General features: G+C 66.5%; 21 protein-coding genes. 4 read left to right on the forward strand and 17 right to left on the reverse strand.

Annotation, left to right across the window (positions count from 1 at the left end):
- Nucleotides 1-42: 42 nt before the first annotated feature.
- From frr to rpsB, 4 genes are all read right to left on the reverse strand, one after another.
- Entirely contained in the window at nt 43-600 is a 558-nt protein-coding gene (gene frr / locus CCONF_RS07380; protein WP_290222258.1) for a ribosome recycling factor, read from the reverse strand.
- A 74-nt stretch (nt 601-674) separates the two neighbouring features.
- Nucleotides 675-1,412 carry a UMP kinase gene (gene pyrH, locus CCONF_RS07385; protein WP_290222259.1) on the reverse strand — a complete coding sequence of 246 codons (738 nt, stop codon included), beginning with the start codon at nt 1,410-1,412 and terminating at the stop codon, nt 675-677.
- 242 nt (nt 1,413-1,654) lie between these two features.
- Nucleotides 1,655-2,467: a translation elongation factor Ts gene (gene tsf, locus CCONF_RS07390; RefSeq protein ID WP_290222262.1), complete on the reverse strand. Its 813-nt coding sequence runs from the start codon at nt 2,465-2,467 to the stop codon at nt 1,655-1,657.
- Between the two features lie 286 nt (nt 2,468-2,753).
- The gene (rpsB, locus tag CCONF_RS07395; protein ID WP_290222265.1) at nt 2,754-3,632 is read right to left on the reverse strand and encodes a 30S ribosomal protein S2; all 879 of its coding nucleotides are present in this window, start codon (nt 3,630-3,632) and stop codon (nt 2,754-2,756) included.
- Nucleotides 3,633-4,033: 401 nt separating this feature from the next.
- Between rpsB and CCONF_RS07400 the strand changes: the two genes are divergently transcribed.
- Nucleotides 4,034-4,531 (forward strand): M23 family metallopeptidase, encoded by a 498-nt coding sequence (locus CCONF_RS07400; protein ID WP_290222268.1) that lies wholly within the window; start codon nt 4,034-4,036, stop codon nt 4,529-4,531.
- Between the two features lie 26 nt (nt 4,532-4,557).
- Here the strand turns inward: CCONF_RS07400 and CCONF_RS07405 are convergent, their stop codons facing one another.
- The 13 genes from CCONF_RS07405 to rimM all read right to left on the reverse strand — a co-directional run bounded on the left by CCONF_RS07405 (nt 4,558) and on the right by rimM (nt 16,204).
- On the reverse strand, nt 4,558-5,454 hold the full coding sequence (locus CCONF_RS07405; protein ID WP_290222270.1) for a tyrosine recombinase XerC: 897 nt from the start codon (nt 5,452-5,454) through the stop codon (nt 4,558-4,560).
- Between the two features lie 28 nt (nt 5,455-5,482).
- Entirely contained in the window at nt 5,483-6,679 is a 1,197-nt protein-coding gene (gene dprA / locus CCONF_RS07410; protein ID WP_290222273.1) for a DNA-processing protein DprA, read from the reverse strand.
- Between the two features lie 37 nt (nt 6,680-6,716).
- Nucleotides 6,717-8,270: a YifB family Mg chelatase-like AAA ATPase gene (locus CCONF_RS07415; protein WP_290226334.1), complete on the reverse strand. Its 1,554-nt coding sequence runs from the start codon at nt 8,268-8,270 to the stop codon at nt 6,717-6,719.
- Nucleotides 8,257-8,625 (reverse strand): YraN family protein, encoded by a 369-nt coding sequence (locus tag CCONF_RS07420; protein ID WP_290222275.1) that lies wholly within the window; start codon nt 8,623-8,625, stop codon nt 8,257-8,259. The genes CCONF_RS07415 and CCONF_RS07420 overlap by 14 nt, the downstream gene beginning before the upstream one ends.
- Nucleotides 8,626-8,833: 208 nt before the next feature.
- Nucleotides 8,834-9,139 carry a DUF2469 domain-containing protein gene (locus tag CCONF_RS07425; RefSeq protein WP_070768865.1) on the reverse strand — a complete coding sequence of 102 codons (306 nt, stop codon included), beginning with the start codon at nt 9,137-9,139 and terminating at the stop codon, nt 8,834-8,836.
- Nucleotides 9,140-9,208: 69 nt separating this feature from the next.
- The gene (locus CCONF_RS07430) at nt 9,209-9,850 is read right to left on the reverse strand and encodes a ribonuclease HII (protein WP_290222279.1); all 642 of its coding nucleotides are present in this window, start codon (nt 9,848-9,850) and stop codon (nt 9,209-9,211) included.
- Between the two features lie 6 nt (nt 9,851-9,856).
- Complete coding sequence (gene lepB, locus CCONF_RS07435; RefSeq protein WP_290226336.1) at nt 9,857-10,531, reverse strand: signal peptidase I; 675 nt, start codon at nt 10,529-10,531, stop codon at nt 9,857-9,859.
- A gap of 142 nt (nt 10,532-10,673) precedes the next feature.
- Nucleotides 10,674-11,456: a signal peptidase I gene (lepB, locus tag CCONF_RS07440; RefSeq protein ID WP_435384066.1), complete on the reverse strand. Its 783-nt coding sequence runs from the start codon at nt 11,454-11,456 to the stop codon at nt 10,674-10,676.
- Nucleotides 11,457-11,616: 160 nt separating this feature from the next.
- A complete protein-coding gene (gene rplS / locus CCONF_RS07445) occupies nt 11,617-11,961 on the reverse strand; it encodes a 50S ribosomal protein L19 (protein ID WP_290222280.1) in 345 nt (114 codons plus the stop codon).
- Nucleotides 11,962-12,089: 128 nt separating this feature from the next.
- Nucleotides 12,090-14,420, reverse strand: a complete 2,331-nt coding sequence (locus tag CCONF_RS07450) for a Tex family protein (protein WP_290222282.1) — start codon at nt 14,418-14,420, stop codon at nt 12,090-12,092.
- A 28-nt stretch (nt 14,421-14,448) separates the two neighbouring features.
- Entirely contained in the window at nt 14,449-14,817 is a 369-nt protein-coding gene (locus CCONF_RS07455; RefSeq protein ID WP_290222283.1) for a hypothetical protein, read from the reverse strand.
- A 2-nt stretch (nt 14,818-14,819) separates the two neighbouring features.
- Nucleotides 14,820-15,695 carry a tRNA (guanosine(37)-N1)-methyltransferase TrmD gene (gene trmD, locus CCONF_RS07460; protein ID WP_290226340.1) on the reverse strand — a complete coding sequence of 292 codons (876 nt, stop codon included), beginning with the start codon at nt 15,693-15,695 and terminating at the stop codon, nt 14,820-14,822.
- 8 nt (nt 15,696-15,703) lie between these two features.
- Nucleotides 15,704-16,204, reverse strand: coding sequence for a ribosome maturation factor RimM (gene rimM, locus CCONF_RS07465; protein ID WP_290222285.1), 501 nt, complete (start codon nt 16,202-16,204; stop codon nt 15,704-15,706).
- 41 nt (nt 16,205-16,245) lie between these two features.
- Here rimM and CCONF_RS07470 point away from each other — a divergent pair, with 41 nt between their 5' ends.
- The 3 genes from CCONF_RS07470 (at nt 16,246) to CCONF_RS07480 (ending at nt 18,696) form a co-directional block, all read left to right on the forward strand.
- Entirely contained in the window at nt 16,246-16,659 is a 414-nt protein-coding gene (locus tag CCONF_RS07470) for a cupin domain-containing protein (RefSeq protein ID WP_290222288.1), read from the forward strand.
- Nucleotides 16,660-16,740: 81 nt separating this feature from the next.
- The gene (locus CCONF_RS07475) at nt 16,741-17,421 is read left to right on the forward strand and encodes a TetR/AcrR family transcriptional regulator (RefSeq protein WP_290222290.1); all 681 of its coding nucleotides are present in this window, start codon (nt 16,741-16,743) and stop codon (nt 17,419-17,421) included.
- A gap of 270 nt (nt 17,422-17,691) precedes the next feature.
- Complete coding sequence (locus CCONF_RS07480) at nt 17,692-18,696, forward strand: HNH endonuclease signature motif containing protein (RefSeq protein ID WP_290222293.1); 1,005 nt, start codon at nt 17,692-17,694, stop codon at nt 18,694-18,696.
- Nucleotides 18,697-18,874: the final 178 nt, after the last annotated feature.

Raw genomic sequence — 18,874 nt, forward strand, 5'->3', positions numbered from 1 at the left:
GCGTGACGCGGCGGCACCCTACTCAGATCGCTGACGGGGAGGCTAGACCTCCATCAGCTCGTTTTCCTTGTTCTCGACCAGCTTGTCGACCTGCTCGATGTAGCCGGAGGTGGTTTTCTCCATCTCCTTTTCGGCGGCCACGACCTCGTCCTCGCCGGCGTCGCCGTCCTTCTGCAGCTTCTTCAGCGACTCCATGGCCTTGCGGCGGATGTTGCGGATGGCGATCTTGCCGTCTTCGCCCTTGGACTTGGCCAGCTTGACCATTTCCTTACGACGCTCCTCGGTCAGCTGCGGCACGGTAACGCGCAGCACGTGGCCGTCGTTGGTGGGGTTAACGCCCAGATCGGAGTTGCGGATGGCGTTTTCAATTTCGCCAATCATGGACTGCTCGTAGGGCTTGATGAGCAGCATGCGCGGCTCCGGGACCGACACGGTAGCCATCTGGGTGATGGGCGTCGGGGCGCCGTAGTATTCCGCGACCAGACCGTTAAACATGGCCGGGTTAGCGCGGCCGGTTCGGATGGTCACCAGCTGCTCGCGGGTGTGCTCCACCGAGGCGGCCATGTGCTCTTCCGCACTGAGTTGAATATCATCGATCATGAGTTAACGTTTCTCCCTTGAAATATCGAAACTAGCTGGGGAAAACCCTAGCAGGTTTAGCGCTTCTTTTGCTATTAGGACTGCACCAGAGTGCCGATCTGTTCGCCCGCCACGGCGCGGGCGATGTTGCCCTCCTCCAGCAGGTTGAAGACCAGGATCGGCATGTTGTTGTCCATGCACAGGCTGAAGGCGGTCGCGTCCGCGACCTTGAGACCCTTTTCGATGACTTCCTTCGGAGTGATCTCGCTGTAGAGCTCCGCGTCGGGGTTGGTGCGCGGGTCGTCGGAGTAGACGCCGTCGACAGCCTTAGCAAGGAAGAGGACCTCCGCGCCGATCTCCAGCGCGCGCTGCGCCGCCGTGGTGTCCGTGGAGAAGTACGGCATGCCCATGCCGGCGCCGAAGATGACCACGCGGCCCTTTTCCAGGTGGCGCTCGGCGCGCAGCGGCAGGTAGGGCTCCGCGATCTGCGCCATGTTGATGGAGGTCTGCACGCGGCAGTCGACGCCCAGCTGCTTCAGGAAGTCCTGCAGCGCCAGCGAGTTCATCACGGTGCCCAGCATGCCCATGTAGTCGGAGCGGGCGCGGTCCATACCGCGCTGGGACAGCTCGGCGCCGCGGAAGAAGTTGCCGCCGCCGATGACGACGGCGATCTCCGTGCCGTTGTTCGCCACCTCAGCGATCTGCCGGGCCACGTTTTCGACCACGTCCGGGTCGATGCCCACTTTGCCGCCGCCGAACATCTCGCCGCCGAGCTTGAGCATTACGCGCTTGTAGCCGGTCCTGTTTGTGCCTTCTGGGGTGGTCTCAGGCATGTCGTCTCCTTCATCATGGAACGTAGAACAAGGTTTCTTTCGTTTCGACTTATCGTCCAAACGCGGGTCGCATTCATTCTACCCACTCCGGCCGCCTGCCTCCCCATGCCCCGCCCCACCGGCCGCAGCCCGCGCGCAATCGCCCAAGACGCAACAAACCCCAGGAAGCATGCCTCCCGGCTAGGAGGTAACTTCCTGGGGTAAAGTCCGCGCGCGTTCGTGCGCTGGGCTGGGGCCTATATTTAGGCGCCCACCTCGTAGCGGACGAAGCCGGTGACGGTGGTGCCGGCTTCCTCAGCTACCTGCTTGACGGTCTTCTTGCTGTCGGAGACCGAAGCCTGCTCCAGCAGGACGACGGACTTGTAGAAGCCGTTCAGGCGGCCTTCCACGATCTTCGGCAGGGCAGCCTCCGGCTTGCCCTCCTCACGAGTGGTGGCCTCGGCGATCTCGCGCTCCTTCTCCACGATCTCGGACGGCACGTCCTCACGGGTCAGGTACTCAGCGTTCATAGCGGCGATCTGCAGAGCGACGGCGTGAGCGCCCTCGGCGTTGCCCTCGTAAGCAACCAGCACGCCCACTGCCGGCGGCAGGTCGGCGGAACGCTGGTGCAGGTAAGTAGCGACGTTGTTGCCCTCGATGGTCACAGCGCGACGAGCCTGCAGCTTCTCACCGATCTTGGCGGACTCTTCGTCGATCAGGGTGGAGACGGCCTTGCCGTCGACCTCCACGGCGTTGAGCTCCTCGGTGGAGTTGGCCTTAGCGGCAGCGGCGGCCTCGGCAATCTTAGCGGCGAAAGCCTTGAAGTCCTCGTTCTTCGCCACGAAGTCGGTCTCGCAGTTAATCTCGACCATGGTGTTGCCGGACACGGCCACTAGGCCCTCGGTAGCTTCGCGGTCTGCGCGCTTGGAGACGGACTTAGCGCCCTTGATGCGCAGCAGCTCGACGGCCTTGTCGTAGTCGCCGCCAGATTCCTCGAGTGCCTTCTTGCAGTCGAGCATGCCGGAACCGGTTGCCTCGCGCAGTGCCTTGACGTCTGCAGCAGTGTAGTTCGCCATAATTCGGGCGATCCTCCTTGTGTAAAAAACGATGTTCGATGCACAAGCGTAGCCGATTAGCTCAGGTGCCGCCGGCGTAGGGTGGCCTTTTTACACTCCCCAAGCCGGGCTGAGGCCCGCTTGTCCTAAAGCTTCAATGCTCATGCCGCTTGCCTCGACACTCACCGCGCGCACGGCGGGTGGTGTTTAGCCAAGGTAAGCGTCCACCAGCATACGCTACAGCAAACCCCCGAGCCCACCGTTTACGGGGGCGCGGGGGCAACTGTTGGATTAGCCTTTTAGGGGCTTAGTTGCCGGCCGGCTGCTGGCCTTCCGGCTTCTGGACCTCGCCCTCAACCTTGAGTGCGTCCTCCGAGGACTGCTCAGCCTCGGTAGCCGAAGCCGGGTCGGAAGCGGCGGCGGCCTCAGCGGCGTCGCGCTGCTCCTTGGATGCGGAGTCACCGGCGGCTTCCTTAGCGGCGGCCAGCTGGCGCTCTTCGCGAGCCTTGCGGCCCTCCTCGACTGCAGTGGCGACGATGCCAGTCAGCAGCTTGGTGGAGCGAATGGCGTCGTCGTTGCCTGGGATCGGGTAGTCGACGTCGTCCGGGTCGCAGTTGGTATCCAGGATGGCAACCACCGGGATGTTGAGCTTGTGAGCTTCCTTAACTGCGATGTGCTCCTTGTTGGTGTCCACGATCCACAGTGCGGACGGAGCCTTGGTCATGTCGGAGATGCCGCCCAGGACGCGCTCCAGCTTGGTGCGCTCGCGGTTGAGCATCAGGACTTCCTTCTTGGTGCGGCCCTTGTAGCCGTCCTCGGCCGCGTCCATGGCCTGAAGTTCCTTCATGCGCTTCAGCCGCTTAGCAACGGTCTGGAAGTTGGTGAGCATGCCGCCCAGCCAGCGGTGGTTGACGTACGGCATACCAACGCGCTCGGCCTCTTCGGCGACGGCTTCCTGAGCTTGCTTCTTGGTGCCCACGAAAAGGATGGTGCCGCCGTGTGCGACGGTCTCCTTCACGAACTCGAAGGCCTCATCGATGTAGGTCAGGGTCTGCTGCAGGTCAATGATGTAGATGCCGTTACGGTCGGTGAAGATGTGACGGCGCATTTTCGGATTCCAGCGACGGGTCTGGTGGCCAAAGTGCACACCAGCGTCGAGGAGCTCGCGCATGGTTACGACTGCCATGTTTCGCTCGCTTTCCTAGTTCGGTTTTGGTTTTGGACAAATGTGTTCGTGCGGGTTTTTATCCCGCACCCTGGCTACGAAGGCCGTGGCCAACACCCCGCGTTAACCGCGGGGACCGCGTTGGCCGCGACTGCTGCGCACCTTCTAGCAGGAGGCAGCGGCTTCGCCGCGCGTAGTCAGCACGCCCGCGCGCGTCGAAATGATGAAAAGCTCAGGCACGCACGCAAGACATACTGCTGCGCTCAATAATAGCCCGAAATCCTGGCCGCGCCAAAACATAAGCGCACCTGTGGATAGCCCCGTGTTGACAGGTCAACCAAATTGGCCAATTTCGGCGAGTTATCCACAGGCCGCGCGGCGCCCCCTTCCCCCGCCGTCGGCATCCCCGCCACAGTGAAGGCATGATTTTTTCACGAATTGTTCCCCGTATCCTGTCCGCCTGCTGTTCAACCACCGTCTTCCTTCTCTTACTCGCTCCCCCGGCCGCCCTGGCCTACGTCGATCCCGTCTCCGGCTCCCCGAGCCCGGGCCAGGTATTGCGCGGCTTCGACCCGCCGGCGCAGCGCTGGCTCGCCGGCCACCGCGGCGTCGACCTGGCGCTTGCGGTCGGCTCCCCGGTCCGCGCTGCCGACGACGGCCGCGTCGCCTTCGCCGGGGTGGTAGCCGGCAAGCCGGTGGTCTCCATCGACCACGCGGACGGCATCCGCACCACCTATGAACCCGTCCACGCCCGGGTCCGCCGCGGCGAGGCCGTCACCACCGGCCAGGTTATCGGCACGCTGGGCCACCCGCACGACGGCAAGCCCGGGCTGCACTGGGGCGCTAGGCGCGGCCCGGAAGACTACCTCGACCCGCTCAGCCTGCTAGGCAGCCCGGTAATTCGCCTCAAGCCACTCTAGGGCGCATACCTTTCTCGGCCGGTGCTCTACGCCCGCGGGTGCGCCTGCCGGTAGACCTCCTGCAGGCGCTGCGCGGAGACGTGCGTATAGACCTGCGTGGTCTGCAGTGAGGAGTGCCCGAGCAGCTCCTGGACCACGCGCAGGTCCGCCCCGCCCTCAAGCAAGTGCGTCGCCGCCGAGTGCCGCAGCCCGTGCGGGGACAGATCCGGCGTGCCGGTCACGGCCCCGGCGCGCTCGACGATGCGCCTGACCTGCCGCACATCAATCCGCTTGCCCCGCACGCCGACAAACAAGGCGTCCTCGACGGCGGCCATGCGGGGGCGGACATCGTCGAGCCAGTGCGCCAGGGCATCGGCAGCCGCGTGTCCAAAGGGCACCACCCGCTGCTTGTTGCCCTTACCCGTGACCCGGGCGGTGCACCGGGCAAGATCGACGTCACCGCAGTCCAGCCCGGCCAGCTCCGCGACGCGCATGCCGGTGGCGTACAAAAGCTCCAGGATGGCGCTGTCGCGAGCGAATTCCTCCTCGTTGTGGGAGACCGCGTTGCCGACCAGCTCGCCGGCCTGGGTAGTGCCCAACACCGTCGGCAGGTGCTTGTCTACCTTGGGGCTGACCAGCCGCGCGGCCACGTCGGCGTCCAGGTAGCCCTGGCGCTGCGCCCAGGTGGAAAAGGCGCGCACCGCCGCGGTACGGCGCGCCAGGGTGGAGCGGGCCTTGCCCTGGCTGACCGCCTCCGCCAGCCACGCGCGCAGCGCGTTGAGGCGGAACTCCGCGAAGGTGCCCACGGTCCGGGACAAGTCAAGCAAGTCGGAGCGGTAGCCGCGCACGGTCGCCGCCGACTTGCCTTCCACCAGCCGCTGGTGCTCGGCGAAGTCCTCGATCGCCTCGGCTAGCTGGCCGGCGGGGCAGGGCGTGGTAGTCATGCCCCACAGTCTAGTCCGCGGGGCGCCCCTAGTACCCTTCTGCCAGCCCGTCGCGGACCCAGAGGTTACCCTGGCGGCGGACCAGCTGCTGCTTTTCCAGCGCGACCAGTAGGTGGATGGCCAGCGGCAGGCGCATCCCGGCATCGCGGGCGATGTCCTGGGCGCGCGCTCCCTCGGCGCGGTCGCTGGGCGGGACGGCGTCAAAAACGCGCAGCTCGTTGCGCGACAGGCGCTGGGTGGGGCTGGCGGCAAAGTCCAGCTCGAACTGCTCGCCCGCGTCCACCTGCCCCACTGGGCTGATGAGCTCCCGGATCTGCTCCGCGTTCGCCACCAGCTGGGCGCGGTGCTCCTGGATGCGCAGGTGGCAGCCCACCGACCCGCGGCCGGTGATCGGCCCGGGCACGGCCATGACCACCTTGCCGAGCGCCTCCGCCCAGTTGGCGGTGTTCAGCGCTCCGGAGCGAAACGACGCCTCCACCACCACGGTCCCCGCCGTCAGCGCGGCCACCAGGCGGTTGCGCGTGAGGAAGCGGTGGCGCTGCGGCGTAGTGCCCGGCGGGTATTCGCTGACCATGACGCCGCGCGCGGCGATGGCGTTAAACAGCGGCTCGTTGCGCGCCGGGTACGGGTAATCGATGCCGCACGCGGCCACCGCCACCGTTAACCCGCCGCTGTCGAGTGCTTGCTGGTGGGCGGTGGTGTCAATGCCGAGCGCCCCTCCGGAGACCACCGTGACGTGGTGTTGGCACAGGTCGCGGGTAAGCAGCTGGGTCGCCTCGTAGCCATAGCGGCTCATCGCCCGGGTGCCAACTAGGGCGACAGACTCTTGCACGGCCTGCCCCAGGTCGCCGCCGCGCACCCACAGCGAGTGCGGGGCCACGGCCTCGGCGTTGAAGCTGGCGGGAGCCTCCCCCGCCACCTGGCCGAAAAAGCCGAAGGCGCGTGCGAACTCGTCGAGGGGCCATTCCGGGTCCTCGGGCGTGATCAGCCGGGCACCCACGCTACGGGCGGCCGCTAAGTCCTCGTCCTGGCGCAGCCAATCGCGCCGACTGACGGTCTGGCGCAGCAGCGGGCCTACCCAGTCCCGGGCGTGGTAGACGCCGTGGGCGACCTCGTCGACCGGGTACTCGGCCAGCAGCGCGGCCAGGTGCCGCGACGGGCCCTCCACGACCCGGTTCAGGTAGACCCAGGCGTCGAGCTCGGTGCGCAAGTGAAAATCGGACATAAAGCTTTCCTCCCCCTATTGTTATTCCGCTTACGGATTAGAGCGTGGAGTCCTGCCGCAGCTCCAGCGCCTGCGAGATCAAATCCAAGTCCGGCTGCTCAAGGCCGGCCAGGTCCGCGAGCGTCCAGGCCACCTTCAGCGCCCTATCGATGCCGCGCTGGGTGATATCCCCCATCAGCAGCAGGGCCTTGAGCGTTTCCATCGCGTCTTCGGTCGCCGGGTATTCCCGCCGCATCCAAAACGTCGGCACCGCGGCGTTGGTGCGGACATCCAGGCCGGCGCTCCGCCACCGAGCCGCGGATCGCTCCCGGGCCGCGGCCACCCGCTCGGCGATGACGGCGGAGGGCTCCTCGTCCGCGCTGCCGATGACCGCCCCCTGGGCGCTCAGGCTCAGGATGATGTCCAGGCGGTCGCGCAGCGGGCCGGAGATGTTGCGCAGGTAGTTCTGCCGGTCGGCGGAGCGGCACCGGCAACGGGAGGCCTGGTCGGCCCCGCAGCGGCACGGGTTGGCGGCCATGACCAGCTGGAAGCGCGCGGGGAAGCTGACCTCCCGGCGCGCCCGGGCCACGCGCACGATGCCCTCCTCCAGCGGCGCGCGCAGGCCGTCCAGGAAGGCGGCGGGGATTTCGGAGACCTCGTCGAGGAAGAGCACGCCGTTGTGGGCCAGGCTGACCGCGCCGGGGCGCACGCGTGCTCCCCCGCCGCCGAGCAGACCCGCCCGCGTCACCGAGGAGTGCGGGGCGATAAACGGCGCGTGCCCGATGACCGTCCCGGCCGATCCCGCCAGCGAGTGGACGGCGGTCGTCTCGACGGATTCGTCGGTGCTCAGCGCCGGCAGGATGCTGGGCAGGCGCGCCGCGATCATGGACTTGCCGGAGCCGGGCGGGCCGACCATCATCAAGTGGTGGCCGCCGGCCGCCGCGATCTCCGCGGCCTTCTTCGCCGACGCCTGGCCGGCCACGTCCCGGAAATCCAGCGGCGTGCGCGACGCCTGTGCGTGCGCGCCCGGCCCGGCCGCCGCGGCGGCCGACTGCAGCGGAGTCGCCCCACAGACCCACGCCAGCGCCCGCTCAAGCGTCGGTGCAACCAGCACGTTCATGTCAGAGATGAGCGCGGCCTCCGCCGCGTTGTCCGGCGGGATGAGCACCGTGCGGTAGCCGTGCTTGCGCGCCGACAGCAGCGCCGGGATGACCCCGGGCACCCCGCGCACGGTCCCGTCCAGGCCCAGCTCGCCCAGCACCAGGCAGCTGGCCAGGCGCCCCGCGGGGCTGGCGCCGTCGATGCCTGTTTCCAGGTCCGCCTCCGGTCCCATCGCCGCGACCAGGATGGCCAGCGCCATGGGCAGGTCGAAGTGGGAGCCGGACTTCGGCATGGACGCCGGCGACATGGAGATGATGATCTTCGTCTTGGGCCAGCGCAGCTGCGAGTTGGTCACCGCGGTGCGCATGCGCTCGCGGGATTCCGTGATGGCGGTATCCGCCAGGCCCACCACGTGGGTACCCGGCAGCCCGGCCCCAATATTGGCCTCGACGGTGACCACGTTGGCCAAGACCCCGTCCAGGGCGGTCGTATAGCATTTACCGAGCGCCATCATCGACCCCCGGGTAGTGCTCGAGCTCAAAGCCTTCGCCGCAGGTCACCAGCGCCACGACGTCGAAGCGCACCTGCGTGAAAGGTTTGTCCTTCAACCACAGCCGCGCCGCCTTGCGCAGGCGCGCCAGCTTGCGCGGGCCCACGGCCTCGGCGACGCCGAAGTCGCGCCGGCTGCGGGTTTTGACCTCGACGAAAATGACGGTTTCGCCCGCCAGCACGATAAGGTCAATCTCCCCGACCGCGTAGTGGACGTTGTGGGCTAGGACTTGGCCGCCGCGGCGGCGGTAGAACTGCGCCGCGTAGGCCTCCCCGCGGCGGGCTAAGGCATGGTTGCGTGTATAGGCGGTGTGCATGTAGAAATTCCCCCCAAAAATTCTGTAGCTTGAAGCGTGTGCCCGAACGGCACACCCACATCACACCGCCGCAGTCAACACCCGCACAAGGGCAGGCCTCCCCGGAACCGCCAAATCTGTGGATAACTGCTTAGCACCCCGAGTTATCCACAGGCGCCGCGCTCTTAAAGTTGCGCACTGCCCCGCCAGCGCCTATAGTGGCGCGCCCTTAATCGGGCAGCACGAAATCGGGCTTGTCGAGCTCCTCGATGTTGACGTCCTTGTAGGTGATAACGCGGACGTAGCGCACGAAGCGGGCCGCGCGGTACATGTCCCAGACCCAGGCGTCCGACATGCGCACCTCGTAGTAAACGTCCGCGCCGGAGGTGTGCGGGATGAGCTCTACCGCGTTCGCCAGGTAGAAGCGTCGTTCGGTCTCGACCACGTAGGAAAACTGGCTGACCACGTCGCGGTATTCGCGGTAGAGCGACAGCTCGACTTCAGCCTCGTAGTTGTCCAGGTCCTCGGCACTCACGTTGGTCTTCCTCCTTAGCGCGTGGGCAGGTAATAATGCCCAGCATATTCTGCCGGCGGCCCGCTCACGTCAAGGCGCGCCCAGGTATTTTCGCTGTGCGGCGGCGACGTTCGCATAGCTCAAGCGGTGCTGCGGGTTCACCCCCAGCTCTTCGATGGCGCGCGTGTGCGCCGCCGTCCCGTACCCCTTGTGCCCGGCCAGGCCATAGCCCGGGTAGTGCTCGTCGAGTTCGGCCATCAGCCGGTCCCGGGAGACCTTGGCCAGCACGCTCGCTGCCGCGATGCACCGAGCCGCCGCGTCGCCGCCGGTCATCGGCAGCTGCGGGCAGGGCATGCCGGGCACCTTCAGGGCATCGGTGAGCACGTAGCCCGGCCGCACGTCGAGCAGCGCGACGGCGCGCCGCATCCCGGAGACGTTGGCGTGCTGGATGCCGCGGCGATCGATGGCGGCGGGCCCAATGTGCACGACGGCGAAGGCCCGGGCGCAGTCCTGGATGATGGGATAAAGCCGCTCGCGCGCCCGCAGGGTGAGTTTCTTGGAATCAGTCAGGGTGGACAGCTCCGGGATGATTCGCTCCGGCAGCACGCACGCGGCGATGGTGATCGGCCCGCAGCACGCCCCGCGGCCGGCCTCGTCCACGCCCGCGACCGGCCCCAGGCCCGCCTTGGAAAGCGCAACCTCGTAGGTCCGTAACTGTTTCAGCGCCCGCACCTCCGGCTACCCCAGGATGTCCGGGTGCTCGACGATGCCGACGCGCCCCAGCGGCAGGACCACCGCGCGCACCTTGCCGCGGACGTTGTCGACCGGGATGGTCCCCTGCCGGTTATCGCCCAGGTGGGCGCGAGAGTCAAGCGAATTCGTCCGCGAATCCCCCATCACCCACAGGCTGTCCTCCGGCACGGTCACCGGCCCGAAGTAGTCCCCGCCGCAGGCCTCCGAGCCGGTCAGCGGGTTGATCTCGTTGACCTGCGGGCTCAGCACGAAGGACTGATCCGTCGGCCGCCCGTCCACCATCACGGCCGAGTCGCCGGCCTGGCAGGACACGGTCTGCCCGCCGGTGGCGATAACGCGCTTGGTCAGGATGTTGTCCGCGTTGGGTACCAGCCCGACCAGGGAGAACAGGTTCTGCAGGCCGCGCACCAGCACGTTGTTCGAGCGCTCCACGGTGAACTCGCCGTCCCAGGAGGGCATGGACGCAAAGACGATGACGTCGCCGGGCTGCGGTTCCTGGAAATAATAGGAGACCCGCTCCACCGCGATGCGGTCGTTCTCACAGCCGGCGCAGCCGTGGAATGTCGGCTCCATCGAGCCGGACGGGACCACGTAGAGCCGGCCGATGAAGGCCTGGATCAAGCTCAGCAGCACCACGGTCGCCACGACGGCCAGGGCCATGCCGCGCCACCAACTGGCGCCGTCGTCGCCGTCGCGGGGCGCGCGCACCGGCCGCTGCCCGGACTCGGCCCCGGCCCGGCGGGTATCCGGGCGGGGATCGCCCGCGCGACGGTAGTCCCGGCGGGGCAAACGCGCAGGCTGGTTACTGCTGGATGTCCGGGTCATCGACACCGCCGAGCCGGTCGAACGGGAAGAAGACAAAGGCCACCTTGCCACGCACGTTCTCGTCCGGGATGGTGCCGTGGTAGGGGTCGTCGAGGTGATAGCGCGAATCCGCCGAGTTGGTGCGGTTATCACCCATCATGAAGTAGTTGCCCTCCGGCACGGTCACCGGGCCAAAATACGGACCTCCGCAGGCCTCGGAGCCGGAGTTCTCGTCGACCGGGTAGGTCTGCGGATCCATCACGTAATCCTGGTTGACGGGCTTGCCGTCCACCATGACGGACGGGTCGCCGGCCTGGCAGGACACGGTCTGCCCGCCGGTCGCGATGACGCGCTTGACCAGGGTGTTCTCGTCCGGCGGGGCGAGGGAGACGAAGCTCAGCGCCTCCTGGATGGCCGCGATGACCGAGTTGTCCGAGCGCGGCGACTGGTAGTTGATGTTCCAGGAGTCGGTGCCCTCGAAGACGATGACGTCGCCGGGCTCAGGGTGGTTGTCGCCGTAGTAGCTGATCTTCTCGGTGAAAATGCGGTCGTTGGTGCACCCCTCGCAGCCGTGCAGGGTCGGTTCCATGGACGCCGACGGGATGACGTACTGGCGGCCAATGAAGGTCTGCACGACGCCGACAACCAGCAACACGCCCACGACAATCAGAGCCGTTTCCACCAGCCATGGCAGCTGCTTCTTTTCCTGCTCCACCGGTTGCGCCGAGGACTGCTCGGGCTCATCCGGGGTCGGGGTTGATGCTGTTTTGTCGTAATTCACGCAGTAGATCCTATCAACAATGCCGACCGCGGCGGCGAGCACCTCGCGGCCGGCGTCCGAAATAGCCCCGACATGACAAAACGCCGCCGGCCCGGACTTAGTGGTCCGAGGAACCGGCGGCATGGAGCGCACCCACGAGCTTTGGGTGTGCGGGGAGCGACTAGCGGCGCTCCTTGATGCGGGCCTTCTTACCGCGCAGGTCGCGCAGGTAGTACAGCTTGGCGCGGCGGACGCGGCCACGGCGGGAGACCTTGATGGAGGCCAGATTCGGGGAGTGCACCGGGAAGGTACGCTCGACACCAATGCCGAAGGAGACCTTGCGGACGGTGAAGGTCTCGCGGATGCCGGAGCCCTGGCGACGGATGCAGACGCCCTTGAACAGCTGGGTACGCTCGGTGCTACCCTCGATGACCTTGACGTCAACCTCGAGGGTGTCGCCCGGGCGGAAGGCCGGGATGTCGTCGCGCATCTGCGCGGCATCGATCTTGTCGATGATGTTGCTCATTGTTTGAATCCTTTTCAGTTTAAGACAGAGGACCCTAGCGCCAAGGCGCCGGTTCGTGCCTGTTACATACAGCGGTTATCCATTCTGACACAAGCACAAAGCCCGCGCCAAATCCCGGGCAGCGGCGCTTAGCGCCCGAAGCCGGCCTTGCGCAGCGCGTCGGCCATGGATCCGCCCTGCGGGGCCGCGCCCTGGCCGCGCTTGCCGCCGCGCGGCTTGTTTGGTTTCTTGCCGCTGCCCTTCGGGCCCTGGCCGCCTTTGGCGTCCTTAGCAGGCTTGCCCGGCTTGCCAGACTTGGCGGGCTTGCCGTCCTGGCCGGGCTCGTCGTCCAGGCGCAGGCTCAGGCTGATGCGCTGACGCTGCACGTCGACGTCCATGACCTTGACCTTGACGACCTCGCCGGAGCGGACCACCTCGTGCGGGTCGGAGACGAATTTGTGGCTCATCGCGGACACGTGAACCAGCCCGTCCTGGTGGACCCCCACGTCCACGAAGGCGCCGAAGGCGGCAACGTTGGTGACCGTACCCTCCAGAATCATGCCCGGGGTCAAGTCGGAGACCTTGTTTACTCCCTCGCGGAAGGTGGCGGTCTTAAACTCCGGGCGGGGGTCGCGGCCCGGCTTGTCCAGCTCCGCGATGATGTCGGTCACCGTCGGCACGCCAAAGGTCTCGTCGGCGAAGTCCTGCGGGTTCAGCGCGGCCAGTACCCGGCTGTTACCAATCAGCTCGCCGATGCCCAGCCCCGTCGACTTCGCTATCGCCGCCACGATTGGGTAGGCCTCCGGGTGCACCGCGGAAGCATCCAGCGGGTCGGTGCCGCCGGTAATGCGCAGGAAGCCGGCGGACTGCTCGAAGGCCTTAGGCCCTAGCCGCGGGACCTTCTTGAGCTCCTTGCGACTGGCGAAGCTGCCGTGCTCGTTGCGGTAGGCCACGATGTTGCCCGCGATGGTGGAGTTCACCCCGGCCACACGCTCGAGCAGCGGGACCGAGGCGGTGTTGAGATCCACCCCTACCCCGTTGACGGCGTCCTCGACGACCGCGTCCAGGGTGCGCGCCAGCTGCGTCTGGTTCACGTCGTGCTGGTACTGGCCTACGCCGATGGCCTTCGGGTCAATCTTGACCAGCTCGGCCAGCGGATCCTGGAGGCGGCGGGCAATCGAGACCGCCCCGCGCAGGGAGACGTCCATGTCCGGGAATTCCTCCGCCGCCAGCGGGGAGGCCGAATAGACTGACGCGCCCGACTCGGAGACCACCACGGGTGTGGGCCGCGTACCGCCGGCCTGGGCGACTAGGTCGGCGACCTCCCCGGCCAGTTTCTCGGTCTCGCGGGAGGCGGTGCCGTTGCCGATGGCCATCAGGTCGACCGAGTGCTGCGCGCACCAGGTGGCCAGCGCCTTGACCGCCTGCGGCCATTGGTTCTGCGGCTGGTGCGGGTAGATGATGGTGGTATCTAACACCTTGCCGGTCGCATCCACGACCGCACATTTCACACCATTGCGGTAGCCCGGGTCCAGGCCCAGAGTGGCGCGCTGGCCCGCCGGAGCGGCCAGCAGCACGTCGCGCAGGTTCGTGGCGAATACCTGCAACGCGCCCTCCTCAGCGCGCTCCTTCAGCCGCATGCGCACGTCCAGGCTGGAGGAGACGTAAAGTTTGGTCCGCCAGCCCCAGTGCACCGCGTTGGCCAGCCAGGCCGACGACGTATCCAGGTCGAAGCGGTCCGCGATGATCCCCTCGTAGGCCGCGTCCTCGCCGGCGTCCAGGTTCAGGTGCAGCACGCCCTCGGACTCGCCGCGCAGCAGCGCCAGGATGCGGTGCGAGGGCAGGGTATCGAAAGGCTCCGAGAAATCGAAGTAGTCCTTGAACTTCGCCCCCTCGGTCTCCTTGCCCTCGACGACCTGGGCACCCAGCGCGCCGTCGTCGAAGAACTTCTCGCGCACCTGGCCGACCAGGTCGGCATCGAGGGCGAAGCGGTCCACCAGGATCGACCGCGCGCCCTCCAGCGCCTTTTTCGGCTCGGCAAAACCCTCGGTCAAGAACTGCTCGGCCAGCTTGTCCGGGTCCGCCGCCGGGTTCTCGATGAGCTGGTCGGTCAGCGGCTCCAGTCCGGCCTCGCGGGCGATGTCCGCCTTCGTCTTGCGCCGCTTCTTGTACGGCAGGTACAGGTCCTCCAGGCGGGCCTTCGACTCGCAGGCAACGATCTGGGCGCGCAGCTTATCGGTCAGCTTGCCCTGCTCTTCGATGGCGGCCAGCACCGTTTTCTTGCGCTCTTCCAACTCACGCAGGTAGGTCGCGCGCTCCTCGATGGTGCGCAGCTGGGCATCGTCCAGCCCGCCGGTCGCCTCCTTGCGGTAGCGGGCGATGAAGGGCACGGTGTTGCCCTCCGCCATGAGCTTGAGCGCGACCTCGACTTGGTCGACGCGCACGTTCAATTCCGCAGCAATCGTGGCTGCAATATTCACAAAATACCTCTTCTACTAAAAACCTAAATTACCGGGACGCCGAGTACGCCAGGGTCGTGCCCAGGCCAAACTCGGTGTGCCCGATTTCGCTCGTGCCGTAGCTTAGCGCCGCGGCGGGCAGCGTCTCCGCTACCGCCTGGGTCACCTTCGGCAGCGCCAGCGCGGTCTCCGCGTTGACGATGACCCGCCAGACCACCAGCCCCACCGGCTTCTCGCCGTGCTTCCAGACGTACTCGCGGACCAGGACGTTATCCGCCACGCACTCGGCGTCGACGACCTCGACCGCGATGTCGCTGACCGTGACGTCGCGCTCGGCCAGGGCGGCGGGCATCGCGGGCACGCAGGCGCGCAGCTCCTCTTCGCCCACCAGGACCGACAGATCGGTAGAAACCTCCATGGCTACCGCACCTCCCCATCCTGATCGAGGCCGTCCAGGAAGGCACGGTCGGCGTCGCTGAGCTCGGCTTTTTCCAGCAGCTCCGGGCGGCGGGCCCGGGTGCGGCGCAGCGACTCCTCGCGGCGCCAGCGGTCCACCTTCGCGTGGTCACCGGAGGCCAGCACCTCCGGCACCGACAGGTCCCGCCAAACGCGCGGCTTGGTGTAGCTGGGCCCTTCCAACAGCCCATCGGAGAAGGAGTCCTCCTCATGCGAGCGCTGGTTGCCCAGCACGCCCGGCACCAGCCGGACCACAGCCTCCGCGATCACCAGCACCGCCACCTCGCCGCCGATGAGCACGTAGTCGCCGATGGAGACCTCGCGCACCCGGTAGCGGCGCTGCGCGTCGTCGATGACACGCTGGTCGATGCCCTCGTAGCGCCCGCAGGCAAAAACGATGTGGTCCTCGCGGGAAAACTCCCGCGCGTGCGCCTGCGTGAACGGCTCGCCCGCCGGCGTCGGCACGATGAGCAGCGGGCGCCCGTCTTTATCGCCGGGGGCGCCGGCGGTCGCATACGGGCGCGCCTCGATGCCCTCCAGCTCGTCGTGGCGCGCCCGGTTCAGGTGCGGCAGCGAGGACTCCAGGCGCGCGGCGGTGGCGGCCGGGCCGGTGCCAGCGGCGACATCGTCAAGCGCCGGACCCCAGACCGTAGGCTTCATGACCATGCCGGGCCCGCCACCGAACGGGGAATCATCCACCGACTTGTGCCGGTCCGTGGCCCACTGGCGCAGGTCGTGCACGCCGACCTGCAGCAGGTCCTGCTCGATGGCCTTGCCCAGCAGCGCGTGGCGCACCGGCTCCAAATAATCCGGGAAGATCGTGACGACGTCGATCCTCATAGATCCACTCATAGATCCAGCAGCCCCTCCGGCGGCGTGACCGTCACGGTCTCGGCCTCCAAGTCGACCTCCGGCACCATTTCCTCCACGAACGGGATAAGGCTGGTGCGCCCCTCGCCGCCGCGAAACTCCAGCAGCGAGTGTGCGACCCCGGGCTGCAGGGCGGTGACCTCGCCGATAACCGCGCCGTCGTGGATAACGCGCAGGCCCAACAGTTCGTGTTCGTAGAAGCCGTCGTCGTCGGCATCGTCAAGCGGGGGCGCGAAGAACTTGGTGCCCCGCAGGGAATCTGCGGCGGTGCGGTCCGGGACCTCCTCGAAGCGCACCAACAGGCGCGCCTGGTGCGGGCGCACCGACGTGATAGTCAGCGTGTGCTCCTTGTTTCCCTGCTTGCCCTGCAGCACCTCACCCACCGCAAAGCGGGCGTCCGGGTCGTCCGTGGTCACGTCCACCGCGACCTCTCCTTTTACCCCGTGCGATTTCACCACGCGGCCAATCATCAAATCCATACGCCCCATACTAATTGGCGCGCACGCTAGACTGGACACCGATGGACAACCTACCGATTAACCGCCCCGAGACCTTCGGCGAAGCCACCCCGACCGAGACCACACTCACCCACCTCAACCTGCTCGAACTCGCCCCTGCCAGCGATGCCTCCCGACCCCGCCCCGGCGTCCGCCGCGTGCTCACCGCCGACGGCGTCAACCTCATCCTGTTCAGCTTCCTGCCCGGGCAGTCCCTCCCCGACCACAAGGCGGCCCACCCCATCACGGTCCAGTGCTTGGCCGGGGAAGTCACTTTCACCTACCAGGGCCAGGCCGCGGACGTTACCCCCGGCACTGTGATCCACCTCCCCGCCTACGCGCCGCACCGGGTCGATTGCCCCGGGGAGAAAAACAAAGGTAATACCCCTGCCGTCATGCTGCTGATGATGCACACCGGCGAAAGCGTCGGAAAATAAATAAAGACTTTTACCCCACGCGACCGGTTCCCACGAGGCGAGACAGTTCCTGGAGAAATATTCAGTGCTACCGTAGCGAGGGTGGAACAGCGATCGAAGCCTTACCATCACGGTGACCTGTACAACGAACTGTTGCGGATAGCAACCAGGTACGGCCAGCGCGGAGGCCCCAACGCCGTCACCATCCGGGCGGTCACCCGCGAGGCCGACGTCTCCCCGACCTCTGCCTATCGCCACTTCAAAAACCAGGGCGAGCTCCAGCACGCCGTCGCCAAGGCCGCCATCAGCGAGCTAGTCGCGCGCGTCCATGGCGCGCTCGATGGCTTCAACTCCGGCGCCACCACCGCCAGCCAAGCGCTTCACGATGCCGCCTGGGCCTACTTCAATTTCTCCCGCGAGGAGCCGAACTTCTTCCGCTGCATGCTCAACATCGGGGACACCACCTTCCCGACCGCCTTCAGCTCCACGCTCACCAGCAATCAGGAGCTTAGCCCCGCCGAACTCGCGGCCACGTTCGATCTCCCACCCTCGCACGTCGAGGCGATCCTCTCCTACCGCGCAGCCATGACCGCGTACGCCGCCGAGTCCGGCACCACGCTGACCCAGGAGCAGCTGCTCTTCAACACCATCAGCGGGTGGTCGACCCTGCACGGCTTCACCCACCTGTGCTTGGACAGCCACCTGTCGACCCTGGACGAGTCCACACAACTTCGTCTGGCCGAGCACGTCTTCGCGACGGTGCACAAAGCTTTGTTGGACTAGTAGACACTACTCACGGCTTCCTCCTGTTCGCACCTCGGCGCCTCCGCGCCTCGGCGGGAATTGTCCACAGCCGCGCCGCGTGTTGAGACCAGCTTTGCGCCTACTTGGGCACATTGCTCCATTTTTCGCCCTTTGGGCAGGTGGTGACGCAAAAACGGGCGTTTTCTTCTCTTCCGGTGCTCGCGCAGGATGGTTACTTTGCCCCGAGTTATCCACAGATCGGGTTTCTGGGCCTTGTAGGGGTTGACGCGTGCTTCTAGCGTGTGGGTCATGACAGCAACGACAGCCATGGACACATTGAAAGCAGCACACTCCATCTTCGCGGACGGGATCCAGTATTTGGACCTGTGCCGCCAGCTGAACCTGCCCGCCCTGAAGGCTGTCATGTCGGACATGGCCGCGGCCGCGCACTACCGTGCCTGCCAAACCTTCTTCGGGCACACCACGTATACGCGCAAGCAAGCCGCCGCGAGGAAAGCGGCCGCCGCCCAGGGACACCACCTCGATACGCTCATTGCGCTGGACAACGCTTTCCGCCGGGTGCGCCACAAAGGCCACGCGTGGGCCATGCTCATCGAACTATGCAACACCCCCGGCACCACCGAACAGCTAAGACGCCTAGCCAACCAGAAAGTCCTGGAACTTAACCGCCCGGCACCACCAGCCGAAGGCGTGCGCGTGACCCGCCGCAAGGATGGACCGAGTACTTTTTCTGTCACCGGGGATCCGGAACTGGTGGAACACCTCTGGGCCTCAATTAAAACCATCCCGGATGTCGAGGCCTTGTTCAGTGGAGGCCTGGAGAAGCAGCCGAAGGCCACCCACGTGGTCATCCCACTTCCTGACTGGGTGAGAATCCTTGCCGGTGATGGGGATGAGATCACCCTGCAGCTGACCAACGGAACAACCATGACCGGGGCCGACTACGTCCGCCAATGTTTGTTGGACGCGGGCCTGGCCACGCTGGTGGACCCTAGGCGCGGCCCGGTCAACCAGTACCGCTACCAGCGCCACGCCTCACCGAAGCAGAAGGACATGGCCAAGGCGGAGACCACCACCTGTGCCTGGCCGAACTGTAGGAAACCAGCCGACGAGTGCCAAGTCCACCACATCCACCCCTGGGCCGACGGTGGTGAAACCAACCAAGAGAACCTGACCTTGTTGTGCGAGTTCCACAATTCATGGAACGACGACGACCCCGCCTACCCCAGGCACGGCAGGATAAACCGCCGCGATGGCAGGGTGACGTGGGACCCGCCCTGGAGCAGCGGCTGACACGGGGGTCAGCCGCAAACCCCAAGGAATAGGGTCAGCCGAGCTGGAAGGAAAGCCAGCCGAGGGACAAGGATAGACCAGCCAAGCCCTACGACTGCCGGGCCACAAGGAACACGCCCAGCTGAAAGACGCGAAAAGGCGCCACGGACCACGTCCGTAGCGCCTACTCGGCGTGCCG

Source organism: Corynebacterium confusum (genome assembly GCF_030408715.1).
Classification (GTDB): domain Bacteria; phylum Actinomycetota; class Actinomycetes; order Mycobacteriales; family Mycobacteriaceae; genus Corynebacterium; species Corynebacterium confusum.